The 12654-nt window shown below is 39.7% G+C and carries 25 protein-coding genes; 4 read left to right on the forward strand and 21 right to left on the reverse strand.

The features are described 5' to 3' along the window. Positions 1-154: 154 nt before the first annotated feature. The 16 genes from RM544_RS15010 to RM544_RS15080 form a co-directional block, all read right to left on the reverse strand. A complete protein-coding gene (locus RM544_RS15010) occupies positions 155-523 on the reverse strand; it encodes a hypothetical protein (protein WP_311362618.1) in 369 nt (122 codons plus the stop codon). 43 nt (positions 524-566) lie between these two features. Beyond that, complete coding sequence (locus RM544_RS15015; RefSeq protein ID WP_311362619.1) at positions 567-785, reverse strand: DUF6500 family protein; 219 nt, start codon at positions 783-785, stop codon at positions 567-569. 4 nt (positions 786-789) lie between these two features. Further along, entirely contained in the window at positions 790-1026 is a 237-nt protein-coding gene (locus RM544_RS15020; protein ID WP_311362620.1) for a hypothetical protein, read from the reverse strand. A 124-nt stretch (positions 1027-1150) separates the two neighbouring features. Beyond that, positions 1151-1636 carry a S1 domain-containing protein gene (locus tag RM544_RS15025; protein ID WP_311362621.1) on the reverse strand — a complete coding sequence of 162 codons (486 nt, stop codon included), beginning with the start codon at positions 1634-1636 and terminating at the stop codon, positions 1151-1153. A 270-nt stretch (positions 1637-1906) separates the two neighbouring features. Beyond that, entirely contained in the window at positions 1907-3223 is a 1317-nt protein-coding gene (locus tag RM544_RS15030) for a serine hydrolase domain-containing protein (RefSeq protein ID WP_311362622.1), read from the reverse strand. A gap of 72 nt (positions 3224-3295) precedes the next feature. Next, positions 3296-3700, reverse strand: a complete 405-nt coding sequence (locus RM544_RS15035) for a hypothetical protein (protein WP_311362623.1) — start codon at positions 3698-3700, stop codon at positions 3296-3298. Between the two features lie 101 nt (positions 3701-3801). Then, the gene (locus RM544_RS15040) at positions 3802-3972 is read right to left on the reverse strand and encodes a hypothetical protein (protein ID WP_311362624.1); all 171 of its coding nucleotides are present in this window, start codon (positions 3970-3972) and stop codon (positions 3802-3804) included. A gap of 48 nt (positions 3973-4020) precedes the next feature. Continuing rightward, a complete protein-coding gene (locus RM544_RS15045; RefSeq protein ID WP_311362657.1) occupies positions 4021-4512 on the reverse strand; it encodes a GNAT family N-acetyltransferase in 492 nt (163 codons plus the stop codon). Positions 4513-4620: 108 nt separating this feature from the next. Continuing rightward, positions 4621-4815 carry a DUF4177 domain-containing protein gene (locus RM544_RS15050; protein ID WP_311362625.1) on the reverse strand — a complete coding sequence of 65 codons (195 nt, stop codon included), beginning with the start codon at positions 4813-4815 and terminating at the stop codon, positions 4621-4623. 128 nt (positions 4816-4943) lie between these two features. Then, on the reverse strand, positions 4944-5267 hold the full coding sequence (locus RM544_RS15055) for a hypothetical protein (protein ID WP_311362626.1): 324 nt from the start codon (positions 5265-5267) through the stop codon (positions 4944-4946). Positions 5268-5441: 174 nt separating this feature from the next. Next, positions 5442-5765, reverse strand: coding sequence for a hypothetical protein (locus tag RM544_RS15060; protein WP_311362627.1), 324 nt, complete (start codon positions 5763-5765; stop codon positions 5442-5444). A gap of 89 nt (positions 5766-5854) precedes the next feature. Next, positions 5855-6361 (reverse strand): helix-turn-helix domain-containing protein, encoded by a 507-nt coding sequence (locus RM544_RS15065; protein WP_311362628.1) that lies wholly within the window; start codon positions 6359-6361, stop codon positions 5855-5857. A gap of 103 nt (positions 6362-6464) precedes the next feature. Then, on the reverse strand, positions 6465-6743 hold the full coding sequence (locus RM544_RS15070; protein ID WP_311362629.1) for a hypothetical protein: 279 nt from the start codon (positions 6741-6743) through the stop codon (positions 6465-6467). A gap of 431 nt (positions 6744-7174) precedes the next feature. Continuing rightward, complete coding sequence (locus RM544_RS15075; RefSeq protein ID WP_311362630.1) at positions 7175-7684, reverse strand: hypothetical protein; 510 nt, start codon at positions 7682-7684, stop codon at positions 7175-7177. A gap of 163 nt (positions 7685-7847) precedes the next feature. After that, positions 7848-8180 (reverse strand): type II toxin-antitoxin system RelE/ParE family toxin, encoded by a 333-nt coding sequence (locus RM544_RS17680; RefSeq protein ID WP_432264492.1) that lies wholly within the window; start codon positions 8178-8180, stop codon positions 7848-7850. Continuing rightward, positions 8144-8356 carry an addiction module protein gene (locus RM544_RS15080; RefSeq protein WP_311362631.1) on the reverse strand — a complete coding sequence of 71 codons (213 nt, stop codon included), beginning with the start codon at positions 8354-8356 and terminating at the stop codon, positions 8144-8146. Before RM544_RS15080 ends, RM544_RS17680 begins: the two co-directional genes overlap by 37 nt. 412 nt (positions 8357-8768) lie before the next feature. Between RM544_RS15080 and RM544_RS15085 the strand changes: the two genes are divergently transcribed. Both RM544_RS15085 and vapC read left to right on the forward strand, forming a co-directional pair. Continuing rightward, the gene (locus RM544_RS15085) at positions 8769-8963 is read left to right on the forward strand and encodes a type II toxin-antitoxin system VapB family antitoxin (RefSeq protein ID WP_311362632.1); all 195 of its coding nucleotides are present in this window, start codon (positions 8769-8771) and stop codon (positions 8961-8963) included. Beyond that, positions 8960-9361: a type II toxin-antitoxin system VapC family toxin gene (gene vapC, locus RM544_RS15090; RefSeq protein WP_311362633.1), complete on the forward strand. Its 402-nt coding sequence runs from the start codon at positions 8960-8962 to the stop codon at positions 9359-9361. Before RM544_RS15085 ends, vapC begins: the two co-directional genes overlap by 4 nt. A 305-nt stretch (positions 9362-9666) precedes the next feature. On the opposite strand, the gene RM544_RS15095 is transcribed toward vapC, so the two are convergent. From RM544_RS15095 to RM544_RS15110, 4 genes are all read right to left on the reverse strand, one after another. After that, on the reverse strand, positions 9667-9960 hold the full coding sequence (locus RM544_RS15095; protein WP_311362634.1) for a HigA family addiction module antitoxin: 294 nt from the start codon (positions 9958-9960) through the stop codon (positions 9667-9669). Beyond that, positions 9960-10238 carry a type II toxin-antitoxin system RelE/ParE family toxin gene (locus RM544_RS15100; protein WP_311362635.1) on the reverse strand — a complete coding sequence of 93 codons (279 nt, stop codon included), beginning with the start codon at positions 10236-10238 and terminating at the stop codon, positions 9960-9962. Before RM544_RS15100 ends, RM544_RS15095 begins: the two co-directional genes overlap by 1 nt. Positions 10239-10357: 119 nt before the next feature. Continuing rightward, positions 10358-10645 carry a helix-turn-helix domain-containing protein gene (locus RM544_RS15105; RefSeq protein WP_311362636.1) on the reverse strand — a complete coding sequence of 96 codons (288 nt, stop codon included), beginning with the start codon at positions 10643-10645 and terminating at the stop codon, positions 10358-10360. Then, complete coding sequence (locus tag RM544_RS15110; protein ID WP_311362637.1) at positions 10638-10967, reverse strand: type II toxin-antitoxin system RelE/ParE family toxin; 330 nt, start codon at positions 10965-10967, stop codon at positions 10638-10640. The genes RM544_RS15105 and RM544_RS15110 overlap by 8 nt, the downstream gene beginning before the upstream one ends. 412 nt (positions 10968-11379) lie before the next feature. Between RM544_RS15110 and RM544_RS15115 the strand changes: the two genes are divergently transcribed. Continuing rightward, positions 11380-11658 (forward strand): type II toxin-antitoxin system RelB/DinJ family antitoxin, encoded by a 279-nt coding sequence (locus tag RM544_RS15115; RefSeq protein WP_311362638.1) that lies wholly within the window; start codon positions 11380-11382, stop codon positions 11656-11658. Then, a complete protein-coding gene (locus RM544_RS15120; protein ID WP_311362639.1) occupies positions 11651-11923 on the forward strand; it encodes a type II toxin-antitoxin system RelE/ParE family toxin in 273 nt (90 codons plus the stop codon). The genes RM544_RS15115 and RM544_RS15120 overlap by 8 nt, the downstream gene beginning before the upstream one ends. Before the next feature lie 300 nt (positions 11924-12223). Here RM544_RS15120 and RM544_RS15125 read toward each other — a convergent pair whose 3' ends face one another. After that, positions 12224-12640, reverse strand: coding sequence for a hypothetical protein (locus tag RM544_RS15125; RefSeq protein ID WP_311362640.1), 417 nt, complete (start codon positions 12638-12640; stop codon positions 12224-12226). Positions 12641-12654 lie beyond the last annotated feature (14 nt).

The raw sequence follows: 12654 nt of genomic DNA on the forward strand, positions 1-12654 counted from the left end.
CTTCTTTTCTGGCTTCATTCCAATAAAAGCCATATACAATTAGCAAGCAAGACACTACTGCCAAGGAACTTATCTTTAGTACTTTTTGAATCTGCAAAACTCTGCTCCTGTATTGTGCTGGCTTACTCAAGCACACTCTTTTGAAAGCGCCATGTTATACAACCACTGCTTGTGGTTGAGCGTCACCATACGCTAGGCTTGTTGCCCAAATAACTAGAATAACGGTAATTGAAGTTAAGATCCTACTCAGCATTTTATACTGAGTTTCATTGTTGCGCTTGTCATAGTGGTCAACAACATTCACTAACAAATTAACCACACCAAATACAAGCGCTGAGCCAAATACCCAAAGAGAGTAGCCAGTAAAGATAATGCCATCTGAAGCACCTCTTCCCGGCAAGTGAAATGAATCGCTCGTAAAACTAAGATAAGCGAAAGCAAGCAAAATGAGCGACCAAAAAATATTGAATACTCGTTCCACTCCAGGGACATGGTTTGGCGTGTACTTTTCTAATTTAGTCATCTTTATAATCATCCTGAAAAAAGTGAAGGTGAAGTATCAAGCGCTACAAGTTCTTCTGAACCATTTCCTTTATCTTCTGCGCCTTTTCAAAATGATCCAATTTATGCGTTTGTATCCACCAGCTAGCGGCTTCCATCAATAGCGCTGGGTTATCGTTTTTATTGGCAAAAAAGGCATAGAAAGAAAGACCGACATTATCTCCTTTACTGGCAATTTTCTTATTACAAACTTCGATAATTTTACTTCTTAGTTCTTGTCTCATTGATCTATTCACCTTTGGTAATTGGCTTTTTCCAGCCAATAAATAAAACGTAAACACCTATCAAAGAATTCGCAATTGGCGTCAATAGTAAAATCACGCCAAAGATACGCAACGACAGCGTAAACCACCTTGTAGTTAAACGATATTTAAAGGCCGCCATAGATATTAATATAAGGGCAATAAGGTAGTGAAAAGACGAGACCATTTGTAGCACAATCTCTTGACTAATTTGCCCGGCCATCGTTCTTGGGTCAGCCTCACCATGAATCACCCCTTGCTAGAAAAGGCTTAACAAAACTGAATAGAGCGAGAAAAAATCAAGGACTGAAACAGCTAATAAGCAACAGCCGACAAGACCTAGTGTTTTATCCATATTGAGCTTCTACTTGTAAATGAATCATAAAAAGGGTTTGTTCCGCTCTAATGGGCGCATCGAGCTCTTCAATTAAGATAGACCGAATATCATCCTGCTTTTCTTGGGCGAACGTTCCACCACTGATGAAATATAGAATGATGCCAACCATGCATAAGGTCAGGAGATAATTGATAGACGTTTTTAGAATATTTTTTTGCTGTGGGGAGTAAAGTTCATGCACAATTGCGTCATTAGGAGCATCCTTTAACGCTTCCACTGCAGCACCCTTTTTACCTGTTTCAGGTGCCGTAATACGAACCGTTATAATAGTGCCCTCCTTGTGTAGTCGTTCATCATAGTCTTGGATAGCACTAAAAGGTAAATACCCATATCGTTCAGCCCCAAAATCTACAAAAGCGGCCGCTAGCATCGGCTCGATTCTTGTGATCCTAGCTTTGAATAAATTACCGGTGACAAACAACCCATCTGAACTCATCTTATCTCCCTATTATTTAACAATCGGCTCCAATGCACGTTTGAATAAACGAAGTCTTCAATCCTTCAAAATACGCTGTCGATAAACCGCAATATACCAGAATAACAATGCAATTAAACATCTGGTTATCGCCGTTGCGTTGCCACCCCTATTGCCATCTGAATAGGGCCTTTATGATATTCGACATGACTAACAACAATCGCATATTCTTTGGCAACTTTGGTCGAAACTTCACAAAATGACTATTTAGTTAAAATAGTCGCTTGATAGTCAATTTTTAACTTTTTTGTTTTTTAGATACTCAGCAACAACCTGATACGCAGGCAATGATGTTGGATCAATCTTTGAGTTTTTGGCTGTCGGGAAAGAAGAAAACCTAACAATAACCATATCTGCAGCTGGATCTATATAGATAGTTTGACCATGGACGCCACGTGCCGCGTACGCGCCATGCTCGTTATGAAAAACCCACCACATGCTTTTATAGCTACCACCAGGGAGTGTATTGTATCCAGCTTTTGCAAAAGCAGTTTTATCTCCGCCTGCAATGATACTTTCAACGACCGTCTCAGGGAAAAGCGAACGACCGTTTAACTTGCCACGGTTTAACATTAAGGATCCAATGCGCCCGAGATCTCTCAAACTTGCACTAAGCCCACCACCAGCAAACGGCATTCCTTTGGCATCAACAGTCATGTAACCGTCTTGTTCCGCGCCTATTTTGCTCCAGATACGTTCTGAAAAAAGTTGCGCAACATCTTTTCCAGTAACACGAGCAATGATCCAACCCAGAGCATCGGTATTAATTGTTTTATATCCAAACGCTTCGCCATGAGAGCCCTCTTTTTTCACAGTTTGTAAATACTCAATATAACCATTCGGCCCTCTGTAATCCGCAGGTTTCGGTAGGGGACTTGCTGCCTTTGAGTATAGCCAGATATCAGCCTGTGGGTCTGAGTAGTCTTCGCTGTAATCCAATGCGCTTGTCATATCCATGATTTGTCGAACTGTCGCACTCCCAAACCCGCTGTCGCTTAACTCAGGAATGATCGAAGAAGCCGTCGCACCTTCATCAAGCTTACCTTCTGCAACGAGGATTTCTGCAATTAAACCGGTGAGCGATTTAGTCATCGACATAGCGGCGTGTTTGCCATTCTCCTCTAAACAACCAAAGTACTTTTCATATACTATTTGGCCCTTATGTAAAATAAGAATTCCATCAGTATAATTTGCTAGGAGTGATTCATTCCATGTCATTTCGTGCTCACTTCCAAGGGGTTTGAACGTCAATGAATCGATATTTTTATCTATATCGTAATTGAGAGAGGATGGCGCACCAATCCCTCGACTTACCTGCTTTGTAGGCATCAACTGTCGAATATGACAAACAGTCCATCGTAATTTGGGAAAGCTAAAAAAATCTGACTCTGGTTGCATAATGAGTTTATTTGACGACGGAGGAAAACCAACCATCCAATCCATTTTCTTTGGATCTGACTCGGTAGCACTTAAGCCCGAAAAGGCGCGATCACTAGCGCCACTAAAGTGACTAAACATTAATATAATTAATACAAGTGTGACTTTCATTGTTATGACTCCCAAACATTCACTAAATCGATCGACTAATGTCTCAGCGAAAAAACAGACCCATTTTTTATTTTAATTACGCGGCATATTGCTTAATGAGTATATCGACAAAAACACCAACGCTGTCGAAATACCATAACTAAAAGCTAATATGTCCCAATATCCGCTGCCAAGCATAAACAGCCCTGGTGCAATAGCGAGAGCTAAAGCGAGACTTTGCTGAGTCTTTTTTTGTTTTTTAAGCATAAAAACAACCGGACTGATTGCAATCATGCTATACGTCAGCCCGCCAAAAAATAAGAAGCTGCCGACACTTAATGCATTGTCCGCAATCGAACTCATCCCTTCAGCAGCGTCACTTTGTTTTTGCCAAAAAACCAAGAACGCAACAATAAAGGAAGTAATCGCGCCCGCGACATTGCTCAGCACAATGGCCTGCAAATACCCAAATACACCGCTAAATTTAGGTTTATTCATTTTCTTATCTGCCTTATTCCAATATAGCCGTTTGGCATTCCCCAATGCATGCTTGAACTATACGGTGATATTAGCTGTTTGGCATTGCTTATCTGACGGTTTTAATTGAACGATATGTCAATTTTGGTTTCTGACTGTGAAGCTAACTCCAACACTTCATCGTAAGTTAAACCATCTAACTTTTTGCTTAAAATATCATAGTTCATGCTTTGCAATTCAGGGTTCAAGACAACTGCTAAGGCTGTGTCTACGTCTGATAACTGTATCTGCATAAGTGAACCGATAAACATAAGCGAGTTTAAGAGAGCCCGACTCAATCGTTAAATAGCTAACTTAGCAAATATATGATTGTCGAAAAACACTCCGTTCTTAAATATCGCTTTCTTTAATACTGCCTCTTGGCTAAACCCTGATTTTAACAATAACGCCATTGATGGCTTATTGTCAGAGAATACTGCGGCAAACAAACGCACGATATCTGTATTTGAAAAAACAAACTCTGTCATTTGCTGAATGGCCGAGCGTGTTATTCCTTTACGCCAATATTCTTGAGCCAACCAGTAACCAATTTCTCCTGACTTTTCATATTCAAAATCCCCGCGGTTTACACCTATACAACCAACTAAAATACCGTTGAACGAAATGGCTTTAATTAAATCACCTTTGCTGCCTTCATTTATCCACCAATCAGCATCTTCAGGCGTATAAGGGGAGGGTATTTTTGTTGACAGAAACTCAGTGACAGACTCGTTATTAAGAATACTTGTGAGCCTATCTTTATCGTCTTCGGTAAAGTTTCGAAGTGACACCATATATCTTCCTTGATTTAAAATAGCCTGCGCCATAAGAAGTATGCACCATATGCAAGCTAGGGCGATGCGAACAACCGTTAATAGCAGCGGTTTTTAGTGAGTTCGAACTTATAGCTCTTTCTTCATGATGCCAGCGAACTCAAGGCCACCTTCCAACTCACGAAAATCTACATTGACCAGTTCCCAACCCTCATTTCCGAGAAGATTCAAGTACTCTTCGACATCACTACGTTGTCTGCCTTTGAATAGACCCGCAGATTCAACATCTCGTGTATCGACAACTTTGTATTGATACTTTTTCATAATTTTTCCTTTTGAGAATCACTTGGATAAAACAGTACCCGTTTATTGCGGGTACTGCAAATGATGGCTGGGAGCGGAGGGTAAATTCAGCTCGCGAACTCGAAAGTCACTCATCAGCATCATAAAAATTACATGTCTTTAGTTCGCATTAGCTCTGTTATTTTCTGTTTGATGATTTGTTGTTCAACCCTTTTTTGAATTAAACCTAAGACGACATAAACCAAGCCGTAAACAACACCAAGTACAATCGGAAAGTCGATGTTTGTAAAATCCTCTGAAAATGACGCAACAATAAAAGCGATAACTATCGCAACCAATGTGCAAGCGTAACCTACAAAGCGCATACTCAACTTCGCTTGTTCTTTTGCCTTATCTATTAACCCAAACGTTTTTGCGGTTGGTTCATTTATCAATTCAGGAAACTGTTCTAACATCCATTCTGTATATCGCATCTTTGCTACTCCCTTGAATCTAATGCTGATTGCGTTTGTAATGCTCGATTGTGTTATCAATGGAGGGCGTTTAAGCGTTTGTTATTTGCCTTGAATTTATGGCGCTGTTGATAACACATTCCATGTTTCCTTGCGGTAACTATCCTGGAAAGAAAGAACTTCCCAAATATTTTCTTAGTGCAAGTTTGTACAAACAACCCTAATACCTTTGTCTCCGCGACCTTCCCATCCCAACAATTCAACATCTCCATTTGGGACTCCCGCACTTTCGCACAAGCCTCTAGCAACAACTTCTTCAAGCGCAAAACCAGACAATAGCGATACTTTATCTTCAGTACTGATTGCCATTTTTGTTAATTCAGAAAACTTTCCCCAGCCTACGGTAACGATGTAAGAGTTAGGCCCTTGCTCCATAACATATACTCTATCTTTAATTGAAGGAAGCAGTGAACAGCTTGGAAGAATGACTGCAAAAACTAAAGTTGAAAAAAGTCTCATCAACACAAACCTAACACTTTAAGAAAGTGGTTTGATTGTACTTTTTCGGCAAACCTATCTTCATGTTATCGTTGTGGACCTTTGACTGTTTAGCGCTCAGAGTTTGACCTGCTATTCTCGCTTTGTTGATTTAATAATTGGGATATTTTTTCTTTTTCCCATTTTTCACCAAATGGCTGAAATACGATAAATGCGTAGCCAGCAATGATGGCAAAAAAGGATAGAAATACGACAATCAACGGTCCTAAATTCTCTCCTCCGTTGTAGTTGGGCAACATTAAAAGAAGAAATATCCCAACTAGAAATGCAGAAAGTGCATAAAAATATTTGATAGATTTCACTCTCTCTCGAGCTTCACGTTGTTGAGATTGGTCTATGGAAGTGACCTCGTTTTCTTTTATCGGTGTTTGCTTACCACGAGCTATTGCATCTATCAGCTCATCTGTTGAAATTTCAAAAACTGACGCTAAAGATTTCAGAGTTTCTATCCCAACGCTTTCCCCTTTTTCTACCCTTTGGATAGTTCTTACATTTAAATCACTTAACTGCGCCAACTCTTCTTGGGACCATCTTTTTTCTAGTCTCAGTAATTTCATAGATATCGCCTTGCCTTATAGATTGCTACTAACTATATACCACTGGCTTCCTGTCGGTAATGACAAACAGACGACAAAAAGCCGACAGGCATTAAGTTTGCACTTATAAATCACTCTCTTTAGTCTGAATCGAATTTGTGACCTTTAATCTAAAAGTCTCTTCTAATGATACTAATATAGCCAAAAAGCCAGACAGTAATAGACCCAAGATTGCGTAAGGCAGCATGAGCGCACCAGTAACAGGAATCAAACCAACATTAGCAAATACCACTATCACTAGCGATATGGCCAGTATAATGTAGCTTATCACTGTAACTACTTTGATCACGTTGACTAGAGAGCTCAAATTTTTGGATTTAAGATCCTTATAAGGCATTTCCATATCTTTTCTTTTTCCTTTTATTTTAAGACTTGCTGCTAAGACAATAGATAGCAGTCATTACATTTTTCATCCATATAAGCGACACGATACTTATAGACACCATCGCCATGATTGAGTCAGTGAGTGAGTAGTATATTGTGTAGCGAAGCGAAACCGAACAATCTTAGAAAAGCCCGATTTTAATCGCTTGTTATGTTTACACACTACCAATGGTAATTATTGCGCTCCTGCAGACATACCAACAATTTTGTGGCATTCAGGGCAACAAAATACCCTATTTACACTAAACCAACCACGATTAACCTCCACGAGTTTATCCAACTCTTTTTCACAGTGTGGACATATAGGTTTAATTTTTTCTTTAACTATCTCGACCATTAAAAACTCCACTTATTAGGGAAATAAACATTTACTAAATTGAGCGATAAATATTAGCTCTCGACACCATATCTGCTACCAATTTTCCATCCAAACCAGCCACCAATAATATAGTAAATTGGCAAACCCATGAAAGCGATGCCTAACCCAATATTTGTGCCTTCACCTCCACTGCCAATATGAGGTACAACATAAATACTGCCGTACACTATTGCTGTGACTAAAACACAAGCGACAGACGCACCTATCATATTGCTGTTAACTGCACCTGACTTTTTTATCAAACCATATAACCCAATCAATACAAAAGGCAATCCAGGCAGCAATCCCCAGTATAGAATCGAATTTTTACCACCATCAAGTGCATAAACTAACGCTGATAAACACAGTCCTAAAACGATGATAATACTGCGAGTAAAAAACCTACTCATACCTAAAACACCCCAAAGAAAGAGCAGCATTGCATGCAGCCGCACGTAATGATGTCCCAGCAACCGAAGGGAGTGAGTTGATGCGATTGTTATGTTGCTTGGATTTATTGAGGTTTTGATAAAACATTCCATGTTTCCTTGAGATAACCATTTAAGTAAAACAATACTCGTTTGGCGTTGATACAGCAACTGATGGTTAGTAGCGTGGACCAAACAACCAATGCTCGCGAACCTGAAAATACCTTATTAAAAACAGATGAGGGTGACTCTTGAAAGAACGAGCCAAATAAGAATGTTAATTTTTGGCTCTGTTTATCCAATAATTGGGTTCTTGATGATTGCAAGCTATTGCAATAACCAAAATCAAATCTACTCTAATTTGATAAATCACTGAATAGGGAAAACGATTGAGTAAGCAGCGATGCATTCGCTGTCCGAATTTCTGCCAAGCTTCAGGGTTATGTTGAATTCGACTCAAAGTGGATTTTATCTCGGCAATAAACCGACTGCCCAAACCCTTTTGAATGTCTTCATAATATTCGAAAGCATCATCTAGTTCAGCTTCTGCAAGGTCTAAAAAATCTATTTTTATTAGTACTTTGCAAAAACATCTACCGCCGATTTTGATCCGACCCGCTTATCATCATAAGCGCTTATTCTATCTTCAGACTCTGCGGACCAAATTGCGTTTATTCTTTCATTTGGTGCATCTAAACTTTCTAGTAACTTCTCAACTAGAGCGACTCTCTCGTTCGTTGATAATGAGAGTGCACCATCAACCAAATCTTCAACTGCATTAGACATAGCAAATCTCCTGTAATGTGTTAAGAATACCATTGAACCGCAAAAATTGTATACATCAATGCATAACGGGCAGCATTGCGTGCAACCGCACGTAATGATGCCCCAGCGACCGAAGGGAGTGAGTTTATGCGATTGTTTTGTTGCTTGGATCTATTGAGGTTTTGATAAAACATTCCCTGTTTCCTTACGATAACCATGTAGGTAAAACAATACTCGTTTGAAACTAATACAGCAACTGATGGTTGGCAGCGTGAACCAAACAACAAATGCTCGCGAACCCGAAAAGAACTTATTAACAACAGATAAGAGTGACTCTTGAAAGAAAGAGCTTTCAATAATGCAAAATATGATTGTATTTATATAACAAGATGTTAATGTGTATAAAATCAAAATATATACACACTGGTGACATATGAGAACAAACATAGTTATTGATGATGAACTTATGGCTGATGCTTTAAGAGCTTCCGGATTACAAACGAAAAGGGAGGCGGTGGAAGAGGGATTAAAAGCTCTCATTCGGTTAAAGAAGCAAACTAATATTAAAAACCTTCGTGGTAAACTTCATTGGGACGGGGACCTTGAAGAGATGAGAGCATCTAAATGATTCTAGTCGACACAAGCGTCTGGATTGACTATTTCAAAGGTATTGAAACTCAAGAAACAAACTTTTTGGACCTTGCGTTAAGTCATGAGGATGTAGCTATTGGTGACTTGATACTACTTGAAATTCTCCAAGGATTCCGAAGCGATAAAGATTATCAGATAGCAAAACAAAGCCTCGCTGCTCTATATCAATTCAATATGCTTACTACTGACCTTGCAATAAAAGCAGCCGAAAATTATCGAATTTTGCGTAAGCAGGGCATTACTATTCGAAAATCAGCAGATGTAATTATCGCTACTTTTTGCATTGAGAAAAACATCCCACTGCTTTTTACAGATCGCGACTTCCTTCCGTTCACTCAGCACATGAAGCTTCAGACTGCATGCATTCAGACATAACACCCGCATAACAGGCAGCATTGCGTGCAGCCGCACGTAATGTTGCCCCAGCGACCGAAGGGAGGGCGTTTATGCGATTGTTATGTTGTTTCGGTTTGGTGCGGTTTTGATAAAACATTCCATGTTTCCTTGCGTTAACCATTTAGGTAAAAAAATACTCGTTTGGCGCAGATACAGCAACTGATGGTTAGTAGCGTGAACCAAACATTATGCGCTCGCGAACCCGAAATTAACTCATTAAAAACAGATGAGAGGGACTCTTGAAAGAACCAGTTTACTTCTAACTCAATACTGCAAAAGCACTCTTATGCTGCGTTTAAATCTAATCGTTGCACTTTCGCCAAGTCTAGGCTTTGCTTAGCTTGCCATAATTCGTAATTATCTTGCATACTGAGCCAGCTTTCGGGTGTTCTGCCAAGAGTTTTTGACAACCTTAGCGCCATTTCTGGGCTTATAGCGCTTTTACCTTTTACTACTCGACTTAGCGTTGATGCGGCTACACCTAAGTGAGATGCTAAAGTTCTACAGCTTACACCGTAAGGCTCCAGATAGACTGACTCGATAAATTCACCTGGGTGCGGTGGGTTATGCATATTCATTAGTGATAATCCTCATAATTTAGAATGTAAGCATTACCATCCTTGAACTCGAATGTTACTCTCCAATTTCCATTTACGGATATAGACCAGATATTCGATCGCTCACCTTTTAGCTTGTGTAAGGAAAAGCCCGGAATATTAATATCCTCTATTTCATGCGCGGTATTTATAGCCGCGAGCTGCATGCGAAGTTTTTTTGCATGCTGAGTTTTAATGCCAGAAGTTTTACCTTTTTCGTAAAACACCTTAAGGCCTTTATGCTTGAACGATTTGATCATGAAATGAGTGTAGCGCGGTGCGCATCACAAAACAAGAGAAACATAACACCTACTATAAGCGGCAGGCCAGTGCTCTTCTGGCATGTCCGTCTTCATAGTTTTGTTATTTGCCCCTACATCTATCTTAATTCACTAAATACTTCAGGATGTTGCTCAGCAATTCTCAATAAAGCTATTGCTGGCCCTTGAGGATTTCTTCGCCCTTGCTCCCAATCCTGCAAGGTTCTTGTACTTACGCCTAGTAATCCAGCAAACATAACTTGAGACATTTTTAGTTTTGAACGAATTACTTGTGGCGCGGAAGGCTCACTAAGTTCTGTTGTTCTGAGGGAGGCCTTTCCCTTTTTGTATTCCTTAATCTCATTTATACCAGCTAATATTTCGGCACCAATATCTCGATTACTCATTGTCGATTGCCTCCGCTATTTGTTTCAGTATATGGCCTGCAATAGTTGAGCGTTCCGATTTACTATACAAAGTAAGCATCCAAATTTCATGTTCTGCTTTCTTCCAATAGTAAATAGCGCGTATGCCGCCACTTTTACCTTTTCCTGAAGAAGCCCACCTCACTTTTCTAACACCGCCCGAACCTCTGACAATATCGCCTGCATCTGGTTTCTGTAGCAGGTAGGATTGCAGTGCTCTGTACTCATCATCAGATAAGTATTCGGAGAGTATTTTAGTAAAGAGACTTGTTTCAATAAAAACCATATTACAATAATACGGCAATGCCGTACCTTGTCAACTGATATTCGAAGGCAAATAACACCCCGCATAGAGGGCAAGTTTATGGGTGCAGCTTTTGAGCGAAGCGAAATGCGCCCGTAAGCTTGTCCCAGCGACCGAAGGGAGTGAACTGATGCGTTTGTTAGCACCGGTTGATTTAACTCGGTTTTGATTAAACATTTAATGCCTCCTTGCGTTAACCATTCAGTTTGAATCGTACTCGTTTTACGGTTAGACAACAACTGATGTTCGATGGCGAAGACCAAACAGCGAATGCTCGCGAACCCGTAATAGAATTTCTGACAAATAGATGAGAGTAACTCTTGAAAGAATGAGCTTATACCTAAATCAAAACTGTAGAAAAACGAAGCATATTAGAATACAATGTATGACAATGTAATACATGAGGTGATTTATGAAAACGGAAATGTTAAGCACTCGAATAGACCACGATACAAAGGTTGCGTTTACTTATATCTGCGACGAAGTTGGTTTAAGTCCATCACAAGCAATTAAGCTTTTTGCTAAAGCTGTTATCAATCATGGCGGTATACCTTTTGATTTAAAAGCAAAACGCCCTAATGAAGATACACTAGCGGCAATCCTTCAGCTAGAGAGTGGTTTAGGAAACAAAGCTGATGATGCAAATGAGCTCCTCTCTCACTTGAGCGAGGGTAAGCTAGACAATGTTTAGCCTTGAATACTCGAACCAATTCAAGAAAGATTTTAAGAAAATAACTAAATTATCAATACCCGATATTATTGAAGTTGGTAACGTAATTTCGACTTTGCAAAAAGGTGAGCACCTTGCTCCAAAATACTCAGACCATTCACTTTCAGGCAATTGGTCCGAATATCGAGACTGTCATATAAAGCCTGATTTGGTTTTAATTTATAAAGTTGATTCCAACATATTAAAGCTAGCAAGAATTGGCTCTCATAGCGATCTATTTACCTAGCACGCTAACACCCCGCATAACGGGCAGTTTTTTGGGTGGGCATAGTCCCAACCAGAAAACTGTCCTGCGCGAGCGTAGCGAGGTTGATGCGTTTGTTAGCACCGGTTGATTTAACTTGACCTTGATAAAACACTTACTGCCTCCTTGCGTTAACCATTTAGGTAAAAATATACTCGTTTGACGTTAAAACAACAACTGATGTCGACTAGCGAAGACTAAACAGCAAATGCTCGCGAACCCGAAAGTAGCTGACTAACGACCGTTGAGGATAACTATTGAGAGACAGAGCGACGCTAGGGCTTAATCTTCTATATGATCCAAAATATATGTAAGCACCTTTTCAACATCAGCCGCAAAATATAGGTTTAGTTGAATATTTGCTTTATTTCCATTTGCGTCAACTAAGACCAATGCGCTCTTAGTTATTGTGCTTTTTTCAGCTACTAGTTTTGATAAGTCTACATCTGCCAAGCCACCGAATTCAGTTACGTAAATTACGTGACCATCAGTAAATTCTATCTCTGACAATAATCCTTTGAACAGTGAAATTATCGCTAAGCAAAATGAACCTAAAGCAATTGAAAAAAATGCACCATACTTGAAGCTATCTGATAGCCCAAACTGACTTAAAATAAGTAAGGCTATTGCAAAAGCAAAGTTTGGCAGTAGCGTGTAGTAGGTAAGTAAATGAAGCCTTGGCTTTACTTTAAAGCTCAATTAAACATCACCGC

It is taken from the genome of Brumicola blandensis (assembly GCF_031846165.1).
GTDB lineage: Bacteria > Pseudomonadota > Gammaproteobacteria > Enterobacterales > Alteromonadaceae > Glaciecola > Glaciecola blandensis.

What these genes read in the sequence shown, in the direction of transcription:
- RM544_RS15010 (WP_311362618.1), bottom strand. Translation starts at nt 523, where the DNA reads ATGACTAAATTAGAAAAGTACACGCCAAACCATGTCCCTGGAGTGGAA.
- RM544_RS15015 (WP_311362619.1), bottom strand. Translation starts at nt 785, where the DNA reads ATGAGACAAGAACTAAGAAGTAAAATTATCGAAGTTTGTAATAAGAAA.
- RM544_RS15020 (WP_311362620.1), bottom strand. Translation starts at nt 1,026, where the DNA reads ATGGCCGGGCAAATTAGTCAAGAGATTGTGCTACAAATGGTCTCGTCT.
- RM544_RS15025 (WP_311362621.1), bottom strand. Translation starts at nt 1,636, where the DNA reads ATGAGTTCAGATGGGTTGTTTGTCACCGGTAATTTATTCAAAGCTAGG.
- RM544_RS15030 (WP_311362622.1), bottom strand. Translation starts at nt 3,223, where the DNA reads ATGAAAGTCACACTTGTATTAATTATATTAATGTTTAGTCACTTTAGT.
- RM544_RS15035 (WP_311362623.1), bottom strand. Translation starts at nt 3,700, where the DNA reads ATGAATAAACCTAAATTTAGCGGTGTATTTGGGTATTTGCAGGCCATT.
- RM544_RS15040 (WP_311362624.1), bottom strand. Translation starts at nt 3,972, where the DNA reads ATGCAGATACAGTTATCAGACGTAGACACAGCCTTAGCAGTTGTCTTG.
- RM544_RS15045 (WP_311362657.1), bottom strand. Translation starts at nt 4,512, where the DNA reads ATGGTGTCACTTCGAAACTTTACCGAAGACGATAAAGATAGGCTCACA.
- RM544_RS15050 (WP_311362625.1), bottom strand. Translation starts at nt 4,815, where the DNA reads ATGAAAAAGTATCAATACAAAGTTGTCGATACACGAGATGTTGAATCT.
- RM544_RS15055 (WP_311362626.1), bottom strand. Translation starts at nt 5,267, where the DNA reads ATGCGATATACAGAATGGATGTTAGAACAGTTTCCTGAATTGATAAAT.
- RM544_RS15060 (WP_311362627.1), bottom strand. Translation starts at nt 5,765, where the DNA reads ATGAGACTTTTTTCAACTTTAGTTTTTGCAGTCATTCTTCCAAGCTGT.
- RM544_RS15065 (WP_311362628.1), bottom strand. Translation starts at nt 6,361, where the DNA reads ATGAAATTACTGAGACTAGAAAAAAGATGGTCCCAAGAAGAGTTGGCG.
- RM544_RS15070 (WP_311362629.1), bottom strand. Translation starts at nt 6,743, where the DNA reads ATGGAAATGCCTTATAAGGATCTTAAATCCAAAAATTTGAGCTCTCTA.
- RM544_RS15075 (WP_311362630.1), bottom strand. Translation starts at nt 7,684, where the DNA reads ATGGAATGTTTTATCAAAACCTCAATAAATCCAAGCAACATAACAATC.
- RM544_RS15080 (WP_311362631.1), bottom strand. Translation starts at nt 8,356, where the DNA reads ATGTCTAATGCAGTTGAAGATTTGGTTGATGGTGCACTCTCATTATCA.
- RM544_RS15085 (WP_311362632.1), top strand. Translation starts at nt 8,769, where the DNA reads ATGAGAACAAACATAGTTATTGATGATGAACTTATGGCTGATGCTTTA.
- vapC (WP_311362633.1), top strand. Translation starts at nt 8,960, where the DNA reads ATGATTCTAGTCGACACAAGCGTCTGGATTGACTATTTCAAAGGTATT.
- RM544_RS15095 (WP_311362634.1), bottom strand. Translation starts at nt 9,960, where the DNA reads ATGAATATGCATAACCCACCGCACCCAGGTGAATTTATCGAGTCAGTC.
- RM544_RS15100 (WP_311362635.1), bottom strand. Translation starts at nt 10,238, where the DNA reads ATGATCAAATCGTTCAAGCATAAAGGCCTTAAGGTGTTTTACGAAAAA.
- RM544_RS15105 (WP_311362636.1), bottom strand. Translation starts at nt 10,645, where the DNA reads ATGAGTAATCGAGATATTGGTGCCGAAATATTAGCTGGTATAAATGAG.
- RM544_RS15115 (WP_311362638.1), top strand. Translation starts at nt 11,380, where the DNA reads ATGAAAACGGAAATGTTAAGCACTCGAATAGACCACGATACAAAGGTT.
- RM544_RS15120 (WP_311362639.1), top strand. Translation starts at nt 11,651, where the DNA reads ATGTTTAGCCTTGAATACTCGAACCAATTCAAGAAAGATTTTAAGAAA.